At 72.5% G+C, this 16,710-nt stretch carries 14 protein-coding genes; 4 read left to right on the top strand and 10 right to left on the bottom strand.

Translation table 11 applies throughout. The features are described from left to right. The first annotated feature begins 27 nt into the window (after nucleotides 1-27). Entirely contained in the window at nucleotides 28-2,106 is a 2,079-nt protein-coding gene (locus tag OHA84_RS12530; RefSeq protein WP_266947375.1) for an MFS transporter, read from the top strand. Nucleotides 2,107-2,184: 78 nt separating this feature from the next. On the opposite strand, the gene OHA84_RS12525 is transcribed toward OHA84_RS12530, so the two are convergent. Further along, nucleotides 2,185-2,697, bottom strand: a complete 513-nt coding sequence (locus tag OHA84_RS12525) for a GNAT family N-acetyltransferase (RefSeq protein WP_053679029.1) — start codon at nucleotides 2,695-2,697, stop codon at nucleotides 2,185-2,187. A gap of 107 nt (nucleotides 2,698-2,804) precedes the next feature. Between OHA84_RS12525 and OHA84_RS12520 the strand changes: the two genes are divergently transcribed. Then, on the top strand, nucleotides 2,805-3,221 hold the full coding sequence (locus OHA84_RS12520; RefSeq protein WP_266971698.1) for a nuclear transport factor 2 family protein: 417 nt from the start codon (nucleotides 2,805-2,807) through the stop codon (nucleotides 3,219-3,221). 257 nt (nucleotides 3,222-3,478) lie between these two features. On the opposite strand, the gene OHA84_RS12515 is transcribed toward OHA84_RS12520, so the two are convergent. Beyond that, on the bottom strand, nucleotides 3,479-3,808 hold the full coding sequence (locus OHA84_RS12515) for an antibiotic biosynthesis monooxygenase (RefSeq protein ID WP_053679033.1): 330 nt from the start codon (nucleotides 3,806-3,808) through the stop codon (nucleotides 3,479-3,481). Between the two features lie 118 nt (nucleotides 3,809-3,926). Between OHA84_RS12515 and OHA84_RS12510 the strand changes: the two genes are divergently transcribed. Continuing rightward, nucleotides 3,927-5,969 carry a bifunctional glycosyltransferase 87/phosphatase PAP2 family protein gene (locus OHA84_RS12510; protein WP_371591367.1) on the top strand — a complete coding sequence of 681 codons (2,043 nt, stop codon included), beginning with the start codon at nucleotides 3,927-3,929 and terminating at the stop codon, nucleotides 5,967-5,969. A gap of 270 nt (nucleotides 5,970-6,239) precedes the next feature. Here OHA84_RS12510 and OHA84_RS12505 read toward each other — a convergent pair whose 3' ends face one another. Both OHA84_RS12505 and OHA84_RS12500 read right to left on the bottom strand, forming a co-directional pair. Beyond that, on the bottom strand, nucleotides 6,240-6,605 hold the full coding sequence (locus OHA84_RS12505) for a DUF6193 family natural product biosynthesis protein (RefSeq protein ID WP_053679035.1): 366 nt from the start codon (nucleotides 6,603-6,605) through the stop codon (nucleotides 6,240-6,242). 259 nt (nucleotides 6,606-6,864) lie between these two features. Then, the gene (locus tag OHA84_RS12500) at nucleotides 6,865-8,109 is read right to left on the bottom strand and encodes a cytochrome P450 (protein WP_266971699.1); all 1,245 of its coding nucleotides are present in this window, start codon (nucleotides 8,107-8,109) and stop codon (nucleotides 6,865-6,867) included. Between the two features lie 241 nt (nucleotides 8,110-8,350). On the opposite strand from OHA84_RS12500, the gene OHA84_RS12495 reads away from it, so the two are divergent. Beyond that, on the top strand, nucleotides 8,351-9,520 hold the full coding sequence (locus OHA84_RS12495; RefSeq protein ID WP_053679039.1) for a steroid 3-ketoacyl-CoA thiolase: 1,170 nt from the start codon (nucleotides 8,351-8,353) through the stop codon (nucleotides 9,518-9,520). Between the two features lie 237 nt (nucleotides 9,521-9,757). Here the strand turns inward: OHA84_RS12495 and OHA84_RS12490 are convergent, their stop codons facing one another. The 6 genes from OHA84_RS12490 to OHA84_RS12465 all read right to left on the bottom strand — a co-directional run bounded on the left by OHA84_RS12490 (nucleotide 9,758) and on the right by OHA84_RS12465 (nucleotide 16,637). Next, nucleotides 9,758-10,162, bottom strand: a complete 405-nt coding sequence (locus OHA84_RS12490) for a transglycosylase SLT domain-containing protein (protein ID WP_053679041.1) — start codon at nucleotides 10,160-10,162, stop codon at nucleotides 9,758-9,760. A 386-nt stretch (nucleotides 10,163-10,548) separates the two neighbouring features. Then, on the bottom strand, nucleotides 10,549-11,334 hold the full coding sequence (locus tag OHA84_RS12485; protein ID WP_266974098.1) for an ECF transporter S component: 786 nt from the start codon (nucleotides 11,332-11,334) through the stop codon (nucleotides 10,549-10,551). Between the two features lie 167 nt (nucleotides 11,335-11,501). Next, on the bottom strand, nucleotides 11,502-13,373 hold the full coding sequence (locus OHA84_RS12480) for an ABC transporter ATP-binding protein (RefSeq protein ID WP_266971700.1): 1,872 nt from the start codon (nucleotides 13,371-13,373) through the stop codon (nucleotides 11,502-11,504). Then, a complete protein-coding gene (locus OHA84_RS12475; protein WP_371591366.1) occupies nucleotides 13,370-14,623 on the bottom strand; it encodes an energy-coupling factor transporter transmembrane component T in 1,254 nt (417 codons plus the stop codon). The genes OHA84_RS12480 and OHA84_RS12475 overlap by 4 nt, the downstream gene beginning before the upstream one ends. Nucleotides 14,624-14,685: 62 nt before the next feature. Beyond that, nucleotides 14,686-15,387 (bottom strand): SCO2322 family protein, encoded by a 702-nt coding sequence (locus tag OHA84_RS12470; RefSeq protein WP_266971702.1) that lies wholly within the window; start codon nucleotides 15,385-15,387, stop codon nucleotides 14,686-14,688. Then, complete coding sequence (locus OHA84_RS12465) at nucleotides 15,387-16,637, bottom strand: prenyltransferase/squalene oxidase repeat-containing protein (protein WP_266947357.1); 1,251 nt, start codon at nucleotides 16,635-16,637, stop codon at nucleotides 15,387-15,389. Before OHA84_RS12465 ends, OHA84_RS12470 begins: the two co-directional genes overlap by 1 nt. Nucleotides 16,638-16,710 lie beyond the last annotated feature (73 nt).

The following is a 16,710-nucleotide window of genomic DNA, read 5'->3' as shown; positions in this document are numbered from 1 at the left end:
TAACCGGACACACCGCTCAGGATGGAAATGTTGATCCGGCCTGAGGAGGAGTCGATGGCCCAGGATGTGACCGCATCGGCCGTGCAACCCGGCCCCGGCGGTGAGCGCGCCTCACGTGACGTACTCGTTTCCATCGGCGCCCTGCTGCTGGGGCTGCTGATCGCCGCACTCGACCAGACCATCGTCTCCACCGCCCTGCCGACCATCGTCAGTGAGCTCGGCGGCATGGAGCACCTGTCCTGGGTCGTCACCGCCTACATGCTCGCCTCCACCGCCGCCACGCCGCTGTGGGGCAAGCTCGGTGACCAGTACGGGCGCAAGAGGCTGTTCCAGTACGCGATCGTGATCTTCCTGATCGGGTCCGCGCTGTGCGGGATCGCCCAGGACATGGCGCAGCTCATCGGCTTCCGAGCCCTCCAGGGCCTGGGCGGCGGCGGGCTGATGGTGTTGTCCATGGCGATCGTCGGGGACATCGTCCCGCCCCGTGAACGCGGCAAGTACCAAGGGCTCTTCGGCGCCGTCTTCGGAGCGACCAGCGTCCTCGGGCCGCTGCTGGGCGGCCTGTTCGTGGACCATCTGACCTGGCGCTGGGTCTTCTACATCAACATCCCCATCGGTCTCGTCGCCCTCGCCGTCATCGCCGCGGCCCTCCACATCCCGGTGCGCTCCACCAAGCACACCATCGACTACCTCGGCACCTTCCTCATCGCCTCCGTCGCCACCTGCCTCGTCCTCGTCGCTTCTCTCGGCGGTACCACCTGGGCCTGGGGTTCGGCCCAGATCATCGGTCTGGCCGTTCTCGGCGCCGTCCTCCTGGTCGCCTTCGTCCTCGTCGAGCGGCGGGCCGCCGAACCGGTCCTGCCGCTGAAACTGTTCGCGATCCGTACCTTCACCCTCTGCTCGGTGATCAGCTTCGTCATCGGCTTCGCGATGTTCGGCGCGATGGTCTACCTGCCGACGTTCCTCCAGATCGTCCGGGGCGTCTCGCCGACGATGTCCGGCGTCCACATGTTGCCGATGGTGTTCGGCCTGCTGATCGCCTCCACCGTCTCCGGGCAGATCGTCAGCCGCACCGGGCGCTGGAAGGTCTTCCCGATCGCCGGTACGGGCGTGACCGCCATCGGACTGCTGCTCCTGCACCAGTTGCAGCGCACCAGCTCCGACTGGGAGATGGGGATCTACTTCTTCGTCTTCGGAACCGGACTCGGCCTGGTCATGCAGGTCCTCGTCCTCGTCGTGCAGAACGCGGTCAGCTACGAGGACCTCGGAGTCGCCACCTCCGGCGCCACCTTCTTCCGCTCCATCGGAGCCTCCTTCGGCGTCGCCATCTTCGGCACGATCTTCACCAACCGGCTCGACGACCAGCTCTCCTCCGCGCTGGCCGGTGCGCAGCTGCCGGCCGGTGTGACCGTCGCGGGGCTGGAGGCCGACCCGCGGGCCATCGGAGGACTCCCCGCCGACCTGCGCACCCGGGCGCTCGACGCCTACTCCACCTCCATCACCGACGTCTTCCTGTATGCCGTGCCCATGGTGCTCGTCGCCTTCGTGGTGGCCTGGTTCCTCAAGGAGGACAAGCTCCGCGCATCCGTCACCGCACCCGATGTGACCGAGACCCTCGCCTCCAACCCCGTCCAGCGGTCCTCACACGAAGAGGTCGCCCGCGCACTGTCGGTCCTCGGGACCCGTGAGGGCCGCCGGCACGTCTACGAGAAGATCACCGCGAAGGCGGGATACGACCTGTTGCCCGCGTCCAGCTGGATGCTGCTGCGGATCAAGAAGTACGGATCGACGGACCCGTCGGTGCTCGCCGACCGCACCGGCGTGCCGATCAAGGTGATCACGGACGCGGCCCGGCAGGTCGAGGGGCGCGGACTCGCGGTACGCGACGGGCTGTCCCTGGTCCTGACCGACCCGGGCCGTGAGAGCGCCGCCCGGCTGGCCGCCGCCCGGCAGGAATCGCTCGCCGAACTGCTCGGCGACTGGTGGGGCCCGAACCGGCCGACCGACCTGATCAAGCTGGTCGAGGAACTCAACGCGGAACTGTGCGGATCAGACTCCGAGGAGCCCTACGACACGCTGCCGCGCCGGGACCACGCCGCCCCCTGAACCCGTGTCGCCCCCTGAGCCCCTGTCGCCCCCTGAATCCCGCCTCAGGGCCTATGTGCCGCGGGCCCTGTGTGACGACTACACCAGGGGCTTCTCGAACCAGTGCTCCGCATAGGGGCCGGAGTTGTACGCGGGTATCTCCGCGTACCCGTGCCGTGAGTACAGCGCCCGGGCCTCCACCAGGTCGGACCGGGTGTCCAGCCGTACGCGCTCGGCGCCCAGCGCGCGGCCCGCGTCCTCCAGGGCGGTGAGCAGCGCCGCCCCGCCTCCGGTACCGCGGGCGCGCCGGTCGACGTACACCCGAGTGAGCTCGGCGGTGACGGGGTCCAGCAGACGTATGCCGCCGCAGGCCAGGGCCCGGCCGTCGAGTCTGCCGACGACGAAGCGGCCCGTGGGTGGCAGGAGGTCGTCGGCGGGGAAGTCGAGCATGCCCTGGTCGATCTCCGCCTCGGTGACGGAGCGCTTCCAATACCGCCCGGCGACCTCCGCGTAGTACGCGCGGCGCAGGGCCGTTCCGTCGGGAGTGGTGAACGGTTCCGGGGCGACCTTCCAGGTGCCCGTGGTGGTGATGGCGTCGTTGTCGCTGTTCATGGCGTCATTGTGCGAGAGGAGAGGGGAGGTCCGCGTTGGATTATCCACAGGGGCGGGCCGATGATAGTGAAAAGGACAAATCGTGTACATGGAGGGCGTGAACCGTCATGTCGGAGCATCCTGACTGTGCCCTGATCCGCCGCGGCTACGAGGCTTTCGGCAAGGGCGACCTGGAGGCGTTGGGCGCGATGATGACGGCCGACGTCATCCACCACATGCCCGGAAACAACCCGTTGTCGGGGCATCACAAGGGGCGGGAAGCCGTCATGGGCCTCTACCGCCGCCTCGCGGAGGAGACGAACGGGACGCTCCGGCTCCACCTGGAGTCGGTCATGGCCGACGGCCGCGGCCACGTCATGAGCTTCCACACCGCGCGCGGCGACCGGGGTGACCGGGGGATCGAGATCCGAGAAGGGCTGTTCTTCACGATCGTCGGGCACAAGATCACCGACATCGACGGCTGCACCGAGGACATCGACGAAGCCGACGCGTTCTGGTCCGCCCGACCTGACCTGCCGATGTGACGGTCTGATCTGCCGACCTGTCGACCTGGCGGTGTGGCCTGCCGGCCTGCCGGTCTGGCCTGACGATCCGACTGCCGGTCCGATCTGCCGCCTGCCGCCTGCCGCCTGCCGCCTGCCGCCGCCGGCCGACCCGATGCGACCCGACCCGACATCCGACCCGACCCGATCCGACAGCAGATCCGACTCGCTCAGACCCGCTCCGACCCGACCGGCCGGAAGGCCCGGGGCCAGGGCCCCGGGCCTTCCGCCGCGCTCGTTCACGCCTGCTTCGGCGCCGCCTGCTGGACGACCTCGAACGACCACACCGAGGACCCGGAGGCCGCCGGCTTCGGCCGCTCGCCGCCACCCGCGCCGCCGCCCTGGTGGGCCGCCTTCATCGGGCCGTCCATCCACGCCTGGAAGTCCTCCTCGGAACGCCACCGCGTGTAGACGAGGTACTGGTCGGTGCCCTCCACGGGGCGCAGCAGCTCGAACCACTCGAAGCCGTCCGAACCCTCCACGGCTCCCGCCCGCGAGGCGAAGCGCTGCTCCAGCACCTCTCGCTGCTCGGCCGGGACGGTCAGTGCGTTGATCTTCACGATGCTCATGGACGCCATCCTAGGGATCCGCGAGGGATATCGTCCTTCGGGTAATCAAGTGGTGCGTGGGGCGCGGCAGCCTGGCGAAGTCGAGGTTGCGGCCGACAGGGCGGGAGGCCGGCGAGGCGTGGCTGACGCGGCAGAGCACGGCGGTGGTAACGGACACGTCGGGGTCATGGACGATCGCGGCAGACCGGGAGCCCTGCACCTCCTGCTGTGGGCGCTCGCGGGCGCGCTCGCGGTCAGACAGGCCGTCGCCGTGTTGCGGGTGCCGCCGACGCGATGGCTCGACGGCTTCCACCTCCCGGACGGTCTGTCGGGCTCGCTCTACGAGAGCGGATCCGGCCAGTTCACCGGCACCCCTTTCGCGGGACTGGTCCTGAAGCCGCTGGCCGGTCTCGCGGCGCCCTCCCTGGAAGTGGCCTGGACCTGCGCCACCCTGCTGTTCGTCGCCGCGATCGGGCTGGTCGCCGCGCGAGGCCTGCCCGATCCGGTGCCCCGGCGTGCCGCGTTGCCGGCGGCGCCCGTGCTGGTCGCCCTGATGATGGTCTCGTTGCCCGTGCGCGAGGCCGCGTCGCCGGGTCAGACCGCCGTCCTGCCCGTGCTGTTGGTGTTGCTCGCCGTCTTCCGGGTGCCCGGCGAACGCCCCACCGGGTTCCTCGTCGGTCTCGCGGCCGCCCTGCAGCCCGGACTGCTGCTGTTCGCAGCGCTGTTGTGGCTGACCGGGCGCCGCCCCACCGCCGGGGCCGCCGCCGTGACGTTCGCGGGCGCGACCGCCCTGTCCTGGGCCTCGCTGCCGCGCGACTCGTGGACGTACTGGGTCGAGCACCTCGCCGGCACCGGCCTCGGTCGCGCCCCCGACGGCCTCGCCAACCAGTCCGTGCACGGCGCGCTGCTCCGCCTCGGCCTGAGCGGACCCGCCGAGATCGCCCTGTACGCGGCGCTCGCGGGCGTGATCCTGTGGATCGGGCTGCGCCGCGCGGTCCGGTACGCCCGGGACGGCCAACTGCTGCTCGCCGTCGCGATCACCGGCTGTGTGGCCGTCGCCGTGTCCCCGGAGGGCTGGCGCCACCAACTGCTGTGGGTGCTGCTCGCCGTCGCCGGCAGGGTGGGCAGGCGGGCCGCCGACCGCACCGTCTGGCCGGTCGCCGTCGTGCTCGCCGTGATCCTGCCCAGCGCCGTGCTGCTGCCGAACCTGGGTGTGCTGGCCCTCGTACGGGACAACGTGCTGCTGCTGGCCGCCCTCGCGGCGGCGTGCGCGGTGCCGTTCCTGTCGCTTTCCTCGCCGTACTGGCGAGAGCCCGTGCCCACCGCGTACGGCCGGCCCGCCGCCGCGCGCTGGTCCCGGGTGCCGCTGCTGCCGTTCTGGCGGCGCGTGCTGTCCCGCCCGAACCTGCTGCTGGAACTGCTGTTGATACGGGTCGGCTACTCGATCTACTCGCACATCCGGGCCGCCGCCACGGCGGGCCGCGACCTCGCGGAGGCCAACGGCAGCCGGATCCACGGCATCGAGAAGGCGCTCGGCATCGACATCGAGTACGCCGTCAACCACGCCGTGGTGAACACGCCCTGGCTGGAGGCGTTCTTCGACTTCTACTACACCTCCTTTCACTTCGTCGTCCCCATGGGGATCCTGGCGGTCCTGTACTGGCGCCGCCCCGCCGACTACCGCTGGGCGCGCGCCTCGCTGGGGCTGGCCACGGTCCTCGCGCTCGTCGGCTTCTGGCTGTACCCGCTCGCACCGCCACGCCTGATGCCCGACCTCGGGTTCGTCGACACCGTGCACGGGGTGCAGGACCTCGCGAACCCGCAGTACGGGGCGATGACCGCGATCTCCAACCAGTACGCGGCCATGCCCTCGCTGCACTTCGGCTGGTCGCTGTGGTGCGGGATCGTGATCGTCGTACTCGCCCCGAAAGGGTGGCAGAAGCTGCTGGGCGCCCTCCACCCGCTGATCACGGTGTGCGCGATCGTGGCCACCGCGAACCACTGGGTGCTCGACGCGGTCGGCGGAGCCCTCGTCGTCGGCGCCGGGTTCGGGCTGGTCCACGTACTTTCCGGGCCGCGCGGCGCGCAGGGCGGGGCCGACTCCGGGTTGACGCTGCCGCGGCCCCGGGCCCCCGAGCAGGAGGGCAGCACCCGCGCGGCAGGGGAGCGCACCACCGCCTGACGGCGGGTCGGGTGGGAGCGCGGAGCCCTGCGGATCCCACGGGGTGCCGGTCGGGCGCGGAGCGCGGCCGAAGGGGTGCCGGAACGGTCTCGACACCGCTCCGGCACCCCTTCGGTGGATCGCCGCGTCCGTCCAGGATCCGCCCGGTACGGCGCTCCCGCCACTCGGCGCTCCCGCACGGCACCGGACGTACCGGGGCGGGCCCGACAACGCGGCGCCGGGCGGCGTGGGTCGGGCGGCGCGGGTCGGGCAGGATCCGAAGGAGACCGTCTAGTCCGGTGGAAGTTGGGCCACCACGAGGGCGATGGCCGCTTCGGCGGTGTCCGTCTCGCCGATCACGTTCGTCATGCGGGGGCCGCGCACCCGGAACCGGCCGTCGGCCAGCGGCTCGACCGCCGGCACGCCCACGTTGAACGGGGGGCTCGTACGGGAGCTGAACCACAGGGTCCAATGACTGGTGAACGGGTACAGCCGTCTGAGTCTGGGTTCCTTCGAGGCCGCTTCTATCAGCGCCAGGACGCCCTGGCCCATGGTCTTGGAGTCGGCGCGGTCGAGGACCAACTGCCACGTCAAGGGCATCCGCTGCCAGCGTGCTTCCACGGCGTCGGCGGGCCCGCGTTCGTCCTGAAGGTTCATCCGCGAAGTGTGCCGCGCCACCGGCTCCGGGACAACGGCCAAGAAGGTCACAACCGGAACATCGCAACCGGAACGTCACAACGGGAGGGCCGCAACCGGAACGTCACGACGGGAGGGCCACCACCGGAACGTCACGACGGGAAAGCCATAACCGGAAGGTCACGACCGGAACGTGACGGGCCGGCGGACGGCACGGGCCGGGCATGGGGTGGAACGGCCCCGCCGCCCCCACCCCCGCCGCCCCCGCCCCCGCCGCGGGTCAGCGGCCGCTGACCCGGAGTTCCTTGATGCCGTTGAGCCAGGCGGCGCGCAGTCGCCTCGGGCCCTCGCCGGACAGGCGCAGGTCGGGCAGCGCGTCGGCCAACGCGTTGAAGATCAGGTCGATCTCCATGACGGCCAGCGACTTGCCGAGGCAGAAGTGCGGGCCGCCGCCCCCGAAGCCCAGGTGGGGGTTGGGGTCGCGGGTGATGTCGAAGGCGTCCGGGTTCTCGAAGACCTCGGGGTCGTGGTTGGCGGAGGAGTAGAACATCCCCACCCGGTCGCCCGCCTTGATCTTCTGGCCGCCCAGTTCGGTGTCCTGGGTGGCGGTCCGCTGGAAGGACACCACCGGGGTGGCCCAGCGCACGATCTCCTCCGCCGCCGTGGCCGGCCGTGTCGCCTTGTACAGCTCCCACTGCTCGGGGTGGGTGAGGAAGGCGTGCATGCCGTGACTGATGGCGTTGCGCGTGGTTTCGTTGCCCGCGACGGCGAGCAGCAGCACGAAGAAGCCGAACTCGTCGGAGCCCAGGTTGCCCTGTCCCTCGGCCGCGACCAGCTGCGTGACGATGTCCTTGGCCGGACACTCCTTGCGGGCCGCCGACAGGTTCATCGCGTAGCCGATGAGTTCCATCGCGGCGTTCGAGCCGACCTCCTCGGTGATCGCGTACTCGGGGTCGTCGTAGGCGATCATCTTGTTCGACCAGTCGAAGATCCGGAGCCGGTCCTCCTGCGGCACGCCGATCAGTTCGGCGATGGCCTGGAGGGGGAGTTCGCACGCCACCTGCGTCACGAAGTCGAAGCTGCCGTCCGCGGAGGCGGTCACCGCCTCCTCGACGATCTTTCGTGCCCGGTCCCGCAGGGCCCCTTCCAGGCCGCGGATCGCCCGCGGGGTGAAGCCGCGCTGGACGATCTGGCGGACGCGGGTGTGTTCCGGCGGATCCATGTTCAACATGATCAGGCGCTGGGCATCGATCTGTTCGCGCGCGATGTGCTCGTTGAAGCGGATGATCGCCGTGTTGGTGGTCGAGGAGAACAACTCGGGGTGCGTGGAGACGTACTTGACGTCCGCGTGCCGCGTCACGGCCCAGTAGCCCTCGTCGTCGAAACCTGTGATGCCCCGCCGCTGCGGGCACCACCACACGGGGGCGGTCTGCCGGAGCTGTGCGAACTCCGGGAAGGGGACCCGGTCCTGGAGGAGGTCGGGGTCGGTGGCGTCGAAGCCTTCGGGCAGCGCGGGGCAGGGCATCGGGCGACTCCAAGGTCTGACGGCCCATCAGAAGTTGGCTCGAAGGTAGTAACGAGTTCCAGAAGTGACAAGGGCTCCGGCGCCAACTGTTGCGTGTGGAATCCGTGGAGCCACGTGCAAGACCCTTGCGTGCCGGGCCTCCAGGTCATAAGACTGCGGAGGGAACTAGAACGCGTACTAGTTCAGGGCGGGGCGCCGGGACGGCCCGCCGCGTCGGCACCGTGCAGGAGAGGACGAGCTCATGGCCGCGGAACCCGTCATCGTCGAAGCCGTACGCACCCCCATCGGAAAGCGCGGGGGCGCCCTCGCCAACCTTCATCCCGCCTACCTGCTCGGTGAGACCTACCGCGAACTCCTCGCCCGTACCGGAATCCAGCCCGACTGCGTGGAGCAGATCGTCGGCGGCACCGTCACCCACGCCGGCGAGCAGTCGATGAACCCCGCCCGCAACGCCTGGCTGGCCATGGGCCTGCCCTACGAGACCGCCGCGACCACCGTGGACTGTCAGTGCGGCAGCTCCCAGCAGGCCAACCACATGGTCGCCAACATGATCTCCGGCGGGGTCATGGACATCGGCATCGCCTGCGGCGTCGAGGCCATGAGCCGGGTCCCCCTCGGCTCCGGCTCCAAGCACGGTCCCGGCAAGCCCTTCCCCGACGAGTGGAACGTCGACCTCCCGAACCAGTTCGAGGCCGCCGAGCGCATCGCCCGCCATCGGGGACTGACCCGGGAGGACGTCGACACCCTGGGCGTGCTCTCCCAGGAGCGGGCGGCCACCGCCTGGGCCGAGGAGCGCTTCAAGCGCGAGACGTTCGCCGTGCAGGTGCCGACCACCGAGGCCGAGCAGGCCGCGGGTCAGGGCATGTGGCGGCTGGTCGACCGGGACGAGGGGCTGCGGGACACCTCCATGGAGGGCCTCGCCCGACTCAAGCCGGTCATGCCGACCGCCGTGCACACCGCCGGGAACTCCTCGCAGATCTCCGACGGGGCCGCGGCCGTGATGTGGGCCTCGCGCAAGATGGCCCGCGCGCTGAAACTCAAGCCGCGCGCCCGGATCGTGGCCCAGACGCTGGTCGGAGCGGACCCGCACTACCACCTGGACGGGCCGATCGACGCGACACGGGCCGTGCTGGGCAAGGCCGGGATGTCCCTCCGGGACATCGACCTCGTGGAGATCAACGAGGCCTTCGCCTCCGTCGTCCTCAGCTGGGCACAGGTCTTCGACCAGGACCTGGAGAAGGTCAACGTGAACGGCGGCGGCATCGCGCTCGGTCACCCCGTCGGCGCCACCGGCGCCCGACTGATCACCACCGCGCTCCACGAGCTGGAACGGCGCGACAAGGAGTTCGCGCTGATCACCATGTGCGCGGGCGGCGCGCTGGCCACCGGCACGATCATCCAGCGGCTGTAACGGCCGCGTCCGCACCACCACCACCGCGCGAGCGGTCTCGGACCCAGTGGGATGGGAAGCCGAAGGCCCCGACGACCGGACCTGGGGAGGCCGGCCACCGGGGCCTTCGCATGTCTGTCACCGCCTTGTGGGCGGGTTCCGCGTCGCTGCGCGGAGGAAGTTCTCGTCGCCTTGTGGGCGGGAAGTCGTGCGCCGCCTCGCGGGCGGGTCCTGCCGGGTCCGCTGCCACTGGTCGGCTTAGTACCAGTGGTGGGACTGCCAGAAGTTCCAGGCGCCGACAGGGCTGCCGTAGCGGGAGTTCATGTAGTCCAGGCCCCACTTGATCTGGGTCGCCGGGTTGGTCTTCCAGTCCGCGCCCGCCGAGGACATCTTCGACGCCGGCAGGGCCTGGACCAGGCCGTACGCACCGGAGGAGGAGTTCGTGGCGGTGTGGTTCCAGCCGCTCTCGTGAGAGACGATCTTGGAGAAGGCTTCGAACTGGGCCGGGTCCTTGATCATCTGCTGCGCGATGGACTTGGCGTTCATCGGGGCCGCCTGGGCCGGGACCGTGGCGAGCATGGAACCGGCGACGCCGAGGGCGAGGACGGAACCGGCGATGGCCTTCTTGGAGGCGGTGATGCGGCGGATGACGGTGTTGGACACGGAATGGCCTTCCGTAGGGGACGGGGACGGCCGCAAGCACGCCGAAGACGTGCGTGAGCCACTCACGCGGTGGAGAGGGGTTCGTCGGCGGGGGGTGAAGTACCCCTGCCGCCTTGCGACTCATCCAGTTCTACAGACGCCCCGACGGCCTGGCAACGACCCCTCTTACTAGCGGCCCTCGCAGGTGGGGCGTTTCGACCCCCCGGCCCGTCGACCGGCCTTCGCGCAGGTGGGGCCGCTCACGAGGGGGCGATTCGGGCCCCTTGGGGGCTACTAGTCCCGTTCGTATGTGACGTGCGTCCTGTGGGGCGGGTCACCGGCCAGGGCCCCGAATCTCACCGTCCGTGGCGACCCGTACCCCTTTCGCGGGACGGGTCGGAAACGGACTAAACCCCCGAATCAAAGGAAATCGGGGTATCGAAGGCGGCTTTGCGTGTCGCCCGCCGCAGGGCCTTCAGCAGGGTGGCGCCGAGGGTGAGGGTCAGTACGACGGTCAGCGCCGCCCGCCCCAGGTCCCAGCCCAACGAGGTCGCCAGGCAGTACGCGACGAACCGCGCCAGGTTCTCCGGCAGCGGGTCCCCCGGGTGGAAGGAGACGCCCTGCCCCATGCCCTGGAGGATCACCCACCCCTGGAGGTTCATGATCGTGCCGTACGCGAACGACCCCACGAACCCGTACGCCGCGAGCATGCCCAGCTCCACCCGCCCCCGGATGCGGTCCGGACCGGGCAGCAGACCCGCCCCCAGCGAGAACCACCCCAACGCCAGCATCTGGAACGGCATCCACGGCCCGACCCCGCCCGTGAGCAGGGCGGACGCGAACATCGTCACCGAACCCAGGACGAAGCCGAAGCCCGGCCCCAGCACCCGGCCGCTCAACACCATCAGGAAGAACATGGGCTCCAGGCCCGCCGTACCCGCGCCCAACGGTCTGAGCGCCGCACCGACGGCGGCCAGCACGCCGAGCATCGCGACGGCCTTGGCGTCCATGCCGTTGTCGGCGATCGTCGCCACGACGACCGCGACGAGGAGGGGCAGCAGCGCCGCGAAGAGCCACGGCGCGTCCTGGGAGTGGGCCAGCCCCGACTGCCGGTCCGCGAGCAGCGGCCAGCCGAACGCGACGATGCCGATCAGGGTGACCAGGACCAGCGCGACGGCGGCGCGGGGGCCGATGCGGACGGGACGGGCGGAACGGGCGGTACGGGTGGTGCCGTCGACGGGGCCGGCCGGGTCGACTGGGCCTGCCGGGCCTGCCGGGCCTGCCGGGCCTGCCGGGCCTGCCGGGCCTGCCGGGCCGGTCGGATCAGCCGGGTCGGCGGTGCGGGGGGTGCGCGTGGTGCTCACGGGGCGAGCCCCCCGGCCGTGCCGTCGGCGGCGCCACCGGAGTCCCCGGAGCCACCCGAGTCCCCGGCGCCACCGGCGCCACCGGAGCCACCCGAGTCACCGGAGAGGGCCCGCGCGACCTGCGACACCGTGAGCCACCGCCCCGGCGCCAGGATCTTGGCCACCTGCGGGGCGAAGGCGGGGGAGGAGACCACCACCTCGGCCGTAGGGCCGTCCGCGACGATCTCCCCGCCGGCCAGGATCACCACCCGGTGCGCCAGCTCGGCGGCGAGTTCCACGTCGTGCGTGGCCAGGACGACGGCGTGCCCCGACGCGGCGAGAGCCCGCAGGATCCCGATCAGTCGGGCCTTGGCGGCGTAGTCCAGGCCGCGGGTGGGCTCGTCGAGCAGCAACAGGGCCGGCTCGCCGGTCAGGACCAGGGCCAGGGCGAGCGCGAGACGCTGCCCCTCGGAGAGGTCCCGGGGGTGGGTGTCGTCGGGCACGTCCGGCAGCAGGGCCGTCACCAGGGCCCGGCAGGTGCCCGGTGCCGCGCCCGCGTCGGAGTCGGCGGCGGCGCACTCGGCGGCGACCGTGTCGGCGTAGAGGAGGTCCCGGGGGTCCTGCGGGACGAGCCCGACGTGGCGGACCATCTCCCGAGGCGGGGTGCGGTGCGGGGTGCGACCGCCGACGAGCACCTTGCCGGTGGTCGGTTCGATCGTGCCGACGAGGGTCGCGAGCAGGGTGGACTTGCCGGCGCCGTTGCGGCCCATGAGGGCGACGGTCTCGCCGGGGGCGATCGTGAGGTCGATCCCGTGCAGGACCTCGGCCCGACCCCGACGCACGGACACGCCCGCGGCCGTGGCCGCGACCGTGCCCGCCGTGGCGTCGACGCCGACACCCGCACCGCCGGTGCGCGCGGGCGGGGTGCGGCGCAGCAGCCGGGCCAGCCGGCCGGGACCCTCGGGGCGGCCCGCCGAACCCGGCACCTTCGCGGGTTCGGACGGCGCCCGCACCCCCGCCTCGAACGCCTCGAACGCCTCGAACACCGCCGGGGCCGGGTCCGCCCCCGCGTCCTGCGGAAGGCGGGACCGCAGGGGGCCTGCCAGACGGCGTGCGTCGCGGACCGACAGGGGCAGCGGGGACCAGCCCGCGAGCCGGCCCAGGGAGATCACCGGGGGGTGCACCGGGGAGATCGCCATGATCTCCGCCGGGCTCCCCATGACCGGGGCCGCTCCCGGCGACGGCAGGAGCAGTACCCGGTCCGCGTACTGGACCACCCGCTCCAGGCGGTGTTCCGCCATGAGCACCGTGGTGCCCAGGTCGTGCACCAGCCGCTGGAGCACCGCCAGGACCTCCTCGGCCGCCGCCGGGTCCAGCGCCGAGGTGGGTTCGTCCAGGACCAGCACGCGCGGGTGCGGGGTCAGCACGGAGCCGATCGCGACCCGCTGTTGCTGCCCGCCGGAGAGGGTGGCGATGGGGCGGTCGCGGAGTTCGTTGAGGCCCAGCAGGTCGAGGGTCTCCTCGACCCGGCGGCGCATCACCGCGGGCGGGAGCCCCAGCGACTCCATGCCGTAGGCCAGCTCGTCCTCCACCACGTCCGTCACGAAGTGGGCCATCGGATCCTGGCCGACCGTGCCCACCACGTCGGCGAGCTCGCGCGGCTTGTGCGTACGGGTGTCGCGCCCCGCGACCGTGACCCGGCCGCTCAACCGGCCGCCCGTGAAGTGCGGGACCAGCCCGCAGACCGCCCCCAGAAGAGTCGACTTGCCGACACCCGACGGGCCGACCAGCAAGGTCAACTCCCCTTCCGGCACGACGAAGTCCGCGCCGCGCAGCGCCGGTCCGGCGGCTCCCTCGTAGGTCACCGACACCTGCTCGAAACGGATCACTGCGACGCCTCCTTCGGCGGAACGGGTGCCACGAAGGCGGGAAGCAGGCCGATGAGGATCGCGGCCGCCGGCCACAGCGGGAGGGTGGGCGCGACCAGGGGCACGACCCCCGGGCGCAGGGCCTCCGGGTCCCGGGTGCCCGCGTAGATCAACAGGGCCGCGACCGCCGCCCCCGACCCGGCGACCAGCCAGGCCCGAAGGCCCCAGCGGTCGGGCCGGTAGCGGGTGCGGACGCTGCGCCGGCCGCCCAGGCGCAGGCCCGCCAGGGCCAGTGCCAGCCCGACGATGAGCAGGGGCAGGCCGAACGCGGCGCCCTCCGCCGCGAGCAACCCGTACGTGCCCGCGCACATGCCGAGGAGCCCGCCGAGGGTGAGCGCGTTGGTGGTGTGCCGGACCGCGGGCGGAACCCGCGCCGTGCGCCCGTACCCGCGCGCGTCCATCGAGGCGGCCACCGCCACCGAACGCTCCAGCGCGCCCTCCAGGACCGGCAGACCGATCTGGAGGACGGCCTTGACGCCGCCGGTGGGGCGTCCGCGCAGCCGGCGGGCGGTCCGCAACCGCACCACGTCCGCGACCATGTTCGGCGCGAACGTCATGGCGACGACCACGGCGACCCCCGCCTCGTACAGGGCGGCCGGCAGGGACTTCAGCAGCCGGGCCGGATTGGCGAGGGCGTTGGCGGCGCCCACGCAGATGAGGAGGGTGGCCAGCTTCGCGCCGTCGTAGAAGGCGAAGACCAGCTGCTCGGCGGTCACCCTGCCGCCGAAGCGGATGCCCTGCGCCCAGGCCGGCAGGGGAACCTCCGGCAGGGTGAAGAGGGTGTGCGAGCCGGGCAGCGGGGAGCCGAGCAGCATGGAGAAGACCAGGCGCAGGCCGATGACGAACAGGCCGAGCTTGACGAACGCCCCGTACGAACGCGCCCACGGCGCCGAGGTCCGGCGGGCGGCGACCACGTAGCCGGCGACGCCGACGATCAGGCCGAGGAGGAGGGGATTGGTCGTCCGGGAGGCGGCCGTGGCCAGCCCGAGCGCCCACAGCCACCAGGCCCCCGCGTGCAGGGCGTTCCCGCGACGCGCCTCGGGGGCCAGGTGCGGCCTCTTCTTGTACACGGGCCCGTGCGGGTCGGTCTTCGCCGCCGCGAGGCGGCTCCGCCGGGGCGGTGTCACGTCGCCGACCGCCGCGCCGTGGGTGGTCCCCGACCCGTCGACGGGCCCCGTCCCGGACACCGCGCCGGACCCCGTCCCGGACACGGAAGCGGGCGTGACGCCGGATCCGGTGCCCGACGCCGTACCGGGCCCGCGCGCCGGCTCCGTCATCGGGCGCGGCGGCGGGACTGCCAGACGCCGGCCGCGGCCAGCGCGGCCACCGCCACGACGCCCACGACGAGCCCCGCCGAGGGCCCGCCGGACCCGCCCGAGGACGACGCCGAGGACGCGGACGGGGACGACGGGGAGGAAGGGGACGCCGACGGCCGCTGCCCGGCGCCGTCGGCGATCGGTTCGCCGCAGCCCTGCCGCGGGTACCCCGAGATCCCGCACAGCAGCGCGGCGCTGTTGTAGCGCAGCGGCTTCGCGACCGCCGCCAGAGCCTCCGCCGAAGTGGCGTCCGGCGCCACCCGGGCGCAGGCCGTGCGCGGCGCGTCCCCGGGCGGGGTCTCGCCCGAAGGGGCCTCCGCGGGGAGCCCGAAGTCGATGACGAGGGCCACTCGCTTGCGGCCCTGCTCCGCGGGCGTCGCGGAGCAGACGGCCTCGAAGTCGGCGTCGGCGCGCGGCCGCCCGGACTGGTCCCCGGCGTCCTTGCTCACGCCGAAGCGGAACCCCTGCACCGAGCCGTCCGCCGGGCGCGCCGTCGAGGGGCCCTGGGTGGCGTACGACCAGGAACCGTTCGCACCGCCGTCCCAGAACGACCAGTAGCGGTAGCTCGACGCCATCGCCGGGGCGGAGGCGAACAGCACGAGGAGGACGCCGAAGGCGAGGGCGAGGGCCGGGAACCGGCGAGCGGGCAGCCCGCGCATCAGATCTGGTTCTTCTTCCGGCGGCCGCTCAGCAGGATGCCGATGCCCATGCCGGCCGCGGCGCCCGCGCCGATGATCCACCAGAGGTTCCCGTTGCCGGAGCCCTCGTCGTCCTTCTTCTTGTCGGCGTCCTCGGAGGCCTGCGCCTTCGGGGTCGCCGACCGCGGCGCCGGGCCCGTCGCGTTCAGCGCGGCGACCAGGTCGGTGGACCCGAAGGCCTTCGGGTCGGTGCCCGTGGCGTGCGCGGTGAGGATCAGCGTGCCCAGGGCCGCCGGGTTGCCCTTGGACCACTCGGCGGAGTTGGCCTTCAGCCACTCCAGCGCGCCGGCCGCCGACTGCTTGTGGCCGGCCGCGGCCAGGGCGATCACCGCGTCGGCGGTGTTGCCGGTGTCCGGGGTGGGCTGGTCGGCGCCCGGGGTGACGGCGGTGAGGTGGCCGTCCTTCTTCAGGGCCTCGGCGAGGTTCCCGGCCGCGCCCTGGGCGGCGGCCGTCGGGTCGCCGGCGGTCGCCGGGCAGGCGAGCGCGGCGGCCGGGGTGTCCGCGGCGGCCGGGGCGACGAGCGCGCCCTTGCCGAGCGCGGCCAGCGTCGCGGCGGCGGTCGCGTCGGCGTTCGCCGCGAGCTTGCCGTCGGCCGGCTGGTACCCGAAGGCGCCCCGGTCGGCGGCCGGCTCGGCGGAGCAGCCCAGCTGGAAGGAGAGCAGGCCGTCGTACGCGGACTTGCCCGCCTTCGACTTCACGTCGGCGGGCTTCTCGCCCGCCACGGCCAGCGCGCTGATGACGACCGAGGTGGAGCTGCCCTCGCTGGGGGAGCCGGGGACGTAGGCCCAGCCGCCGTCCTCGTTCTGGACGGACTTCAGCCAGTCGACGCCCTTCTTCACCGCCGCGTCGTGGCCGCCGAGCGCCTTGAGGGCCTGCACGGCCACCGCGGTGGCGTTGGTGTCGAGCACGGTCTTCGCGTCGCAGGCCTTCGAGGCGTCGGCGCGGAAGGAGGCGAACCCGCCGTCGGCGCACTGCTGGCCGACGAGCCAGTCCACGGCCTGCGCGGCCGGCTGCTCGCCGACGGTCCGCTGGGCGAGCAGGGCGAACGACTGGCGCCACACGCCGTCGTACGTCGGGTCGCCCTTGCCGAACAGTCCCGAGGGGACGACCGGCGCCGGGGAGGGGGAGGGCGCGGCGAGGGCCGCGGGGGCGGCACCCGCGCAGAGCACGGCGGAGGCGGCGAGCGCGGCGGCGCTGCGTCGTACGTTCATGGTGGGGCGGGTGCCTCTCGTGCTGGGGAACGGAGGCAGGCACGCGCGGGTACCGGGCTCCGGCTCCGTTTAC

The sequence above is a fragment of the Streptomyces sp. NBC_00513 genome, assembly GCF_041431415.1.
Classification (GTDB): Bacteria; Actinomycetota; Actinomycetes; order Streptomycetales; family Streptomycetaceae; genus Streptomyces.
This window is presented reverse-complemented; position numbering and strand designations above follow the sequence as displayed.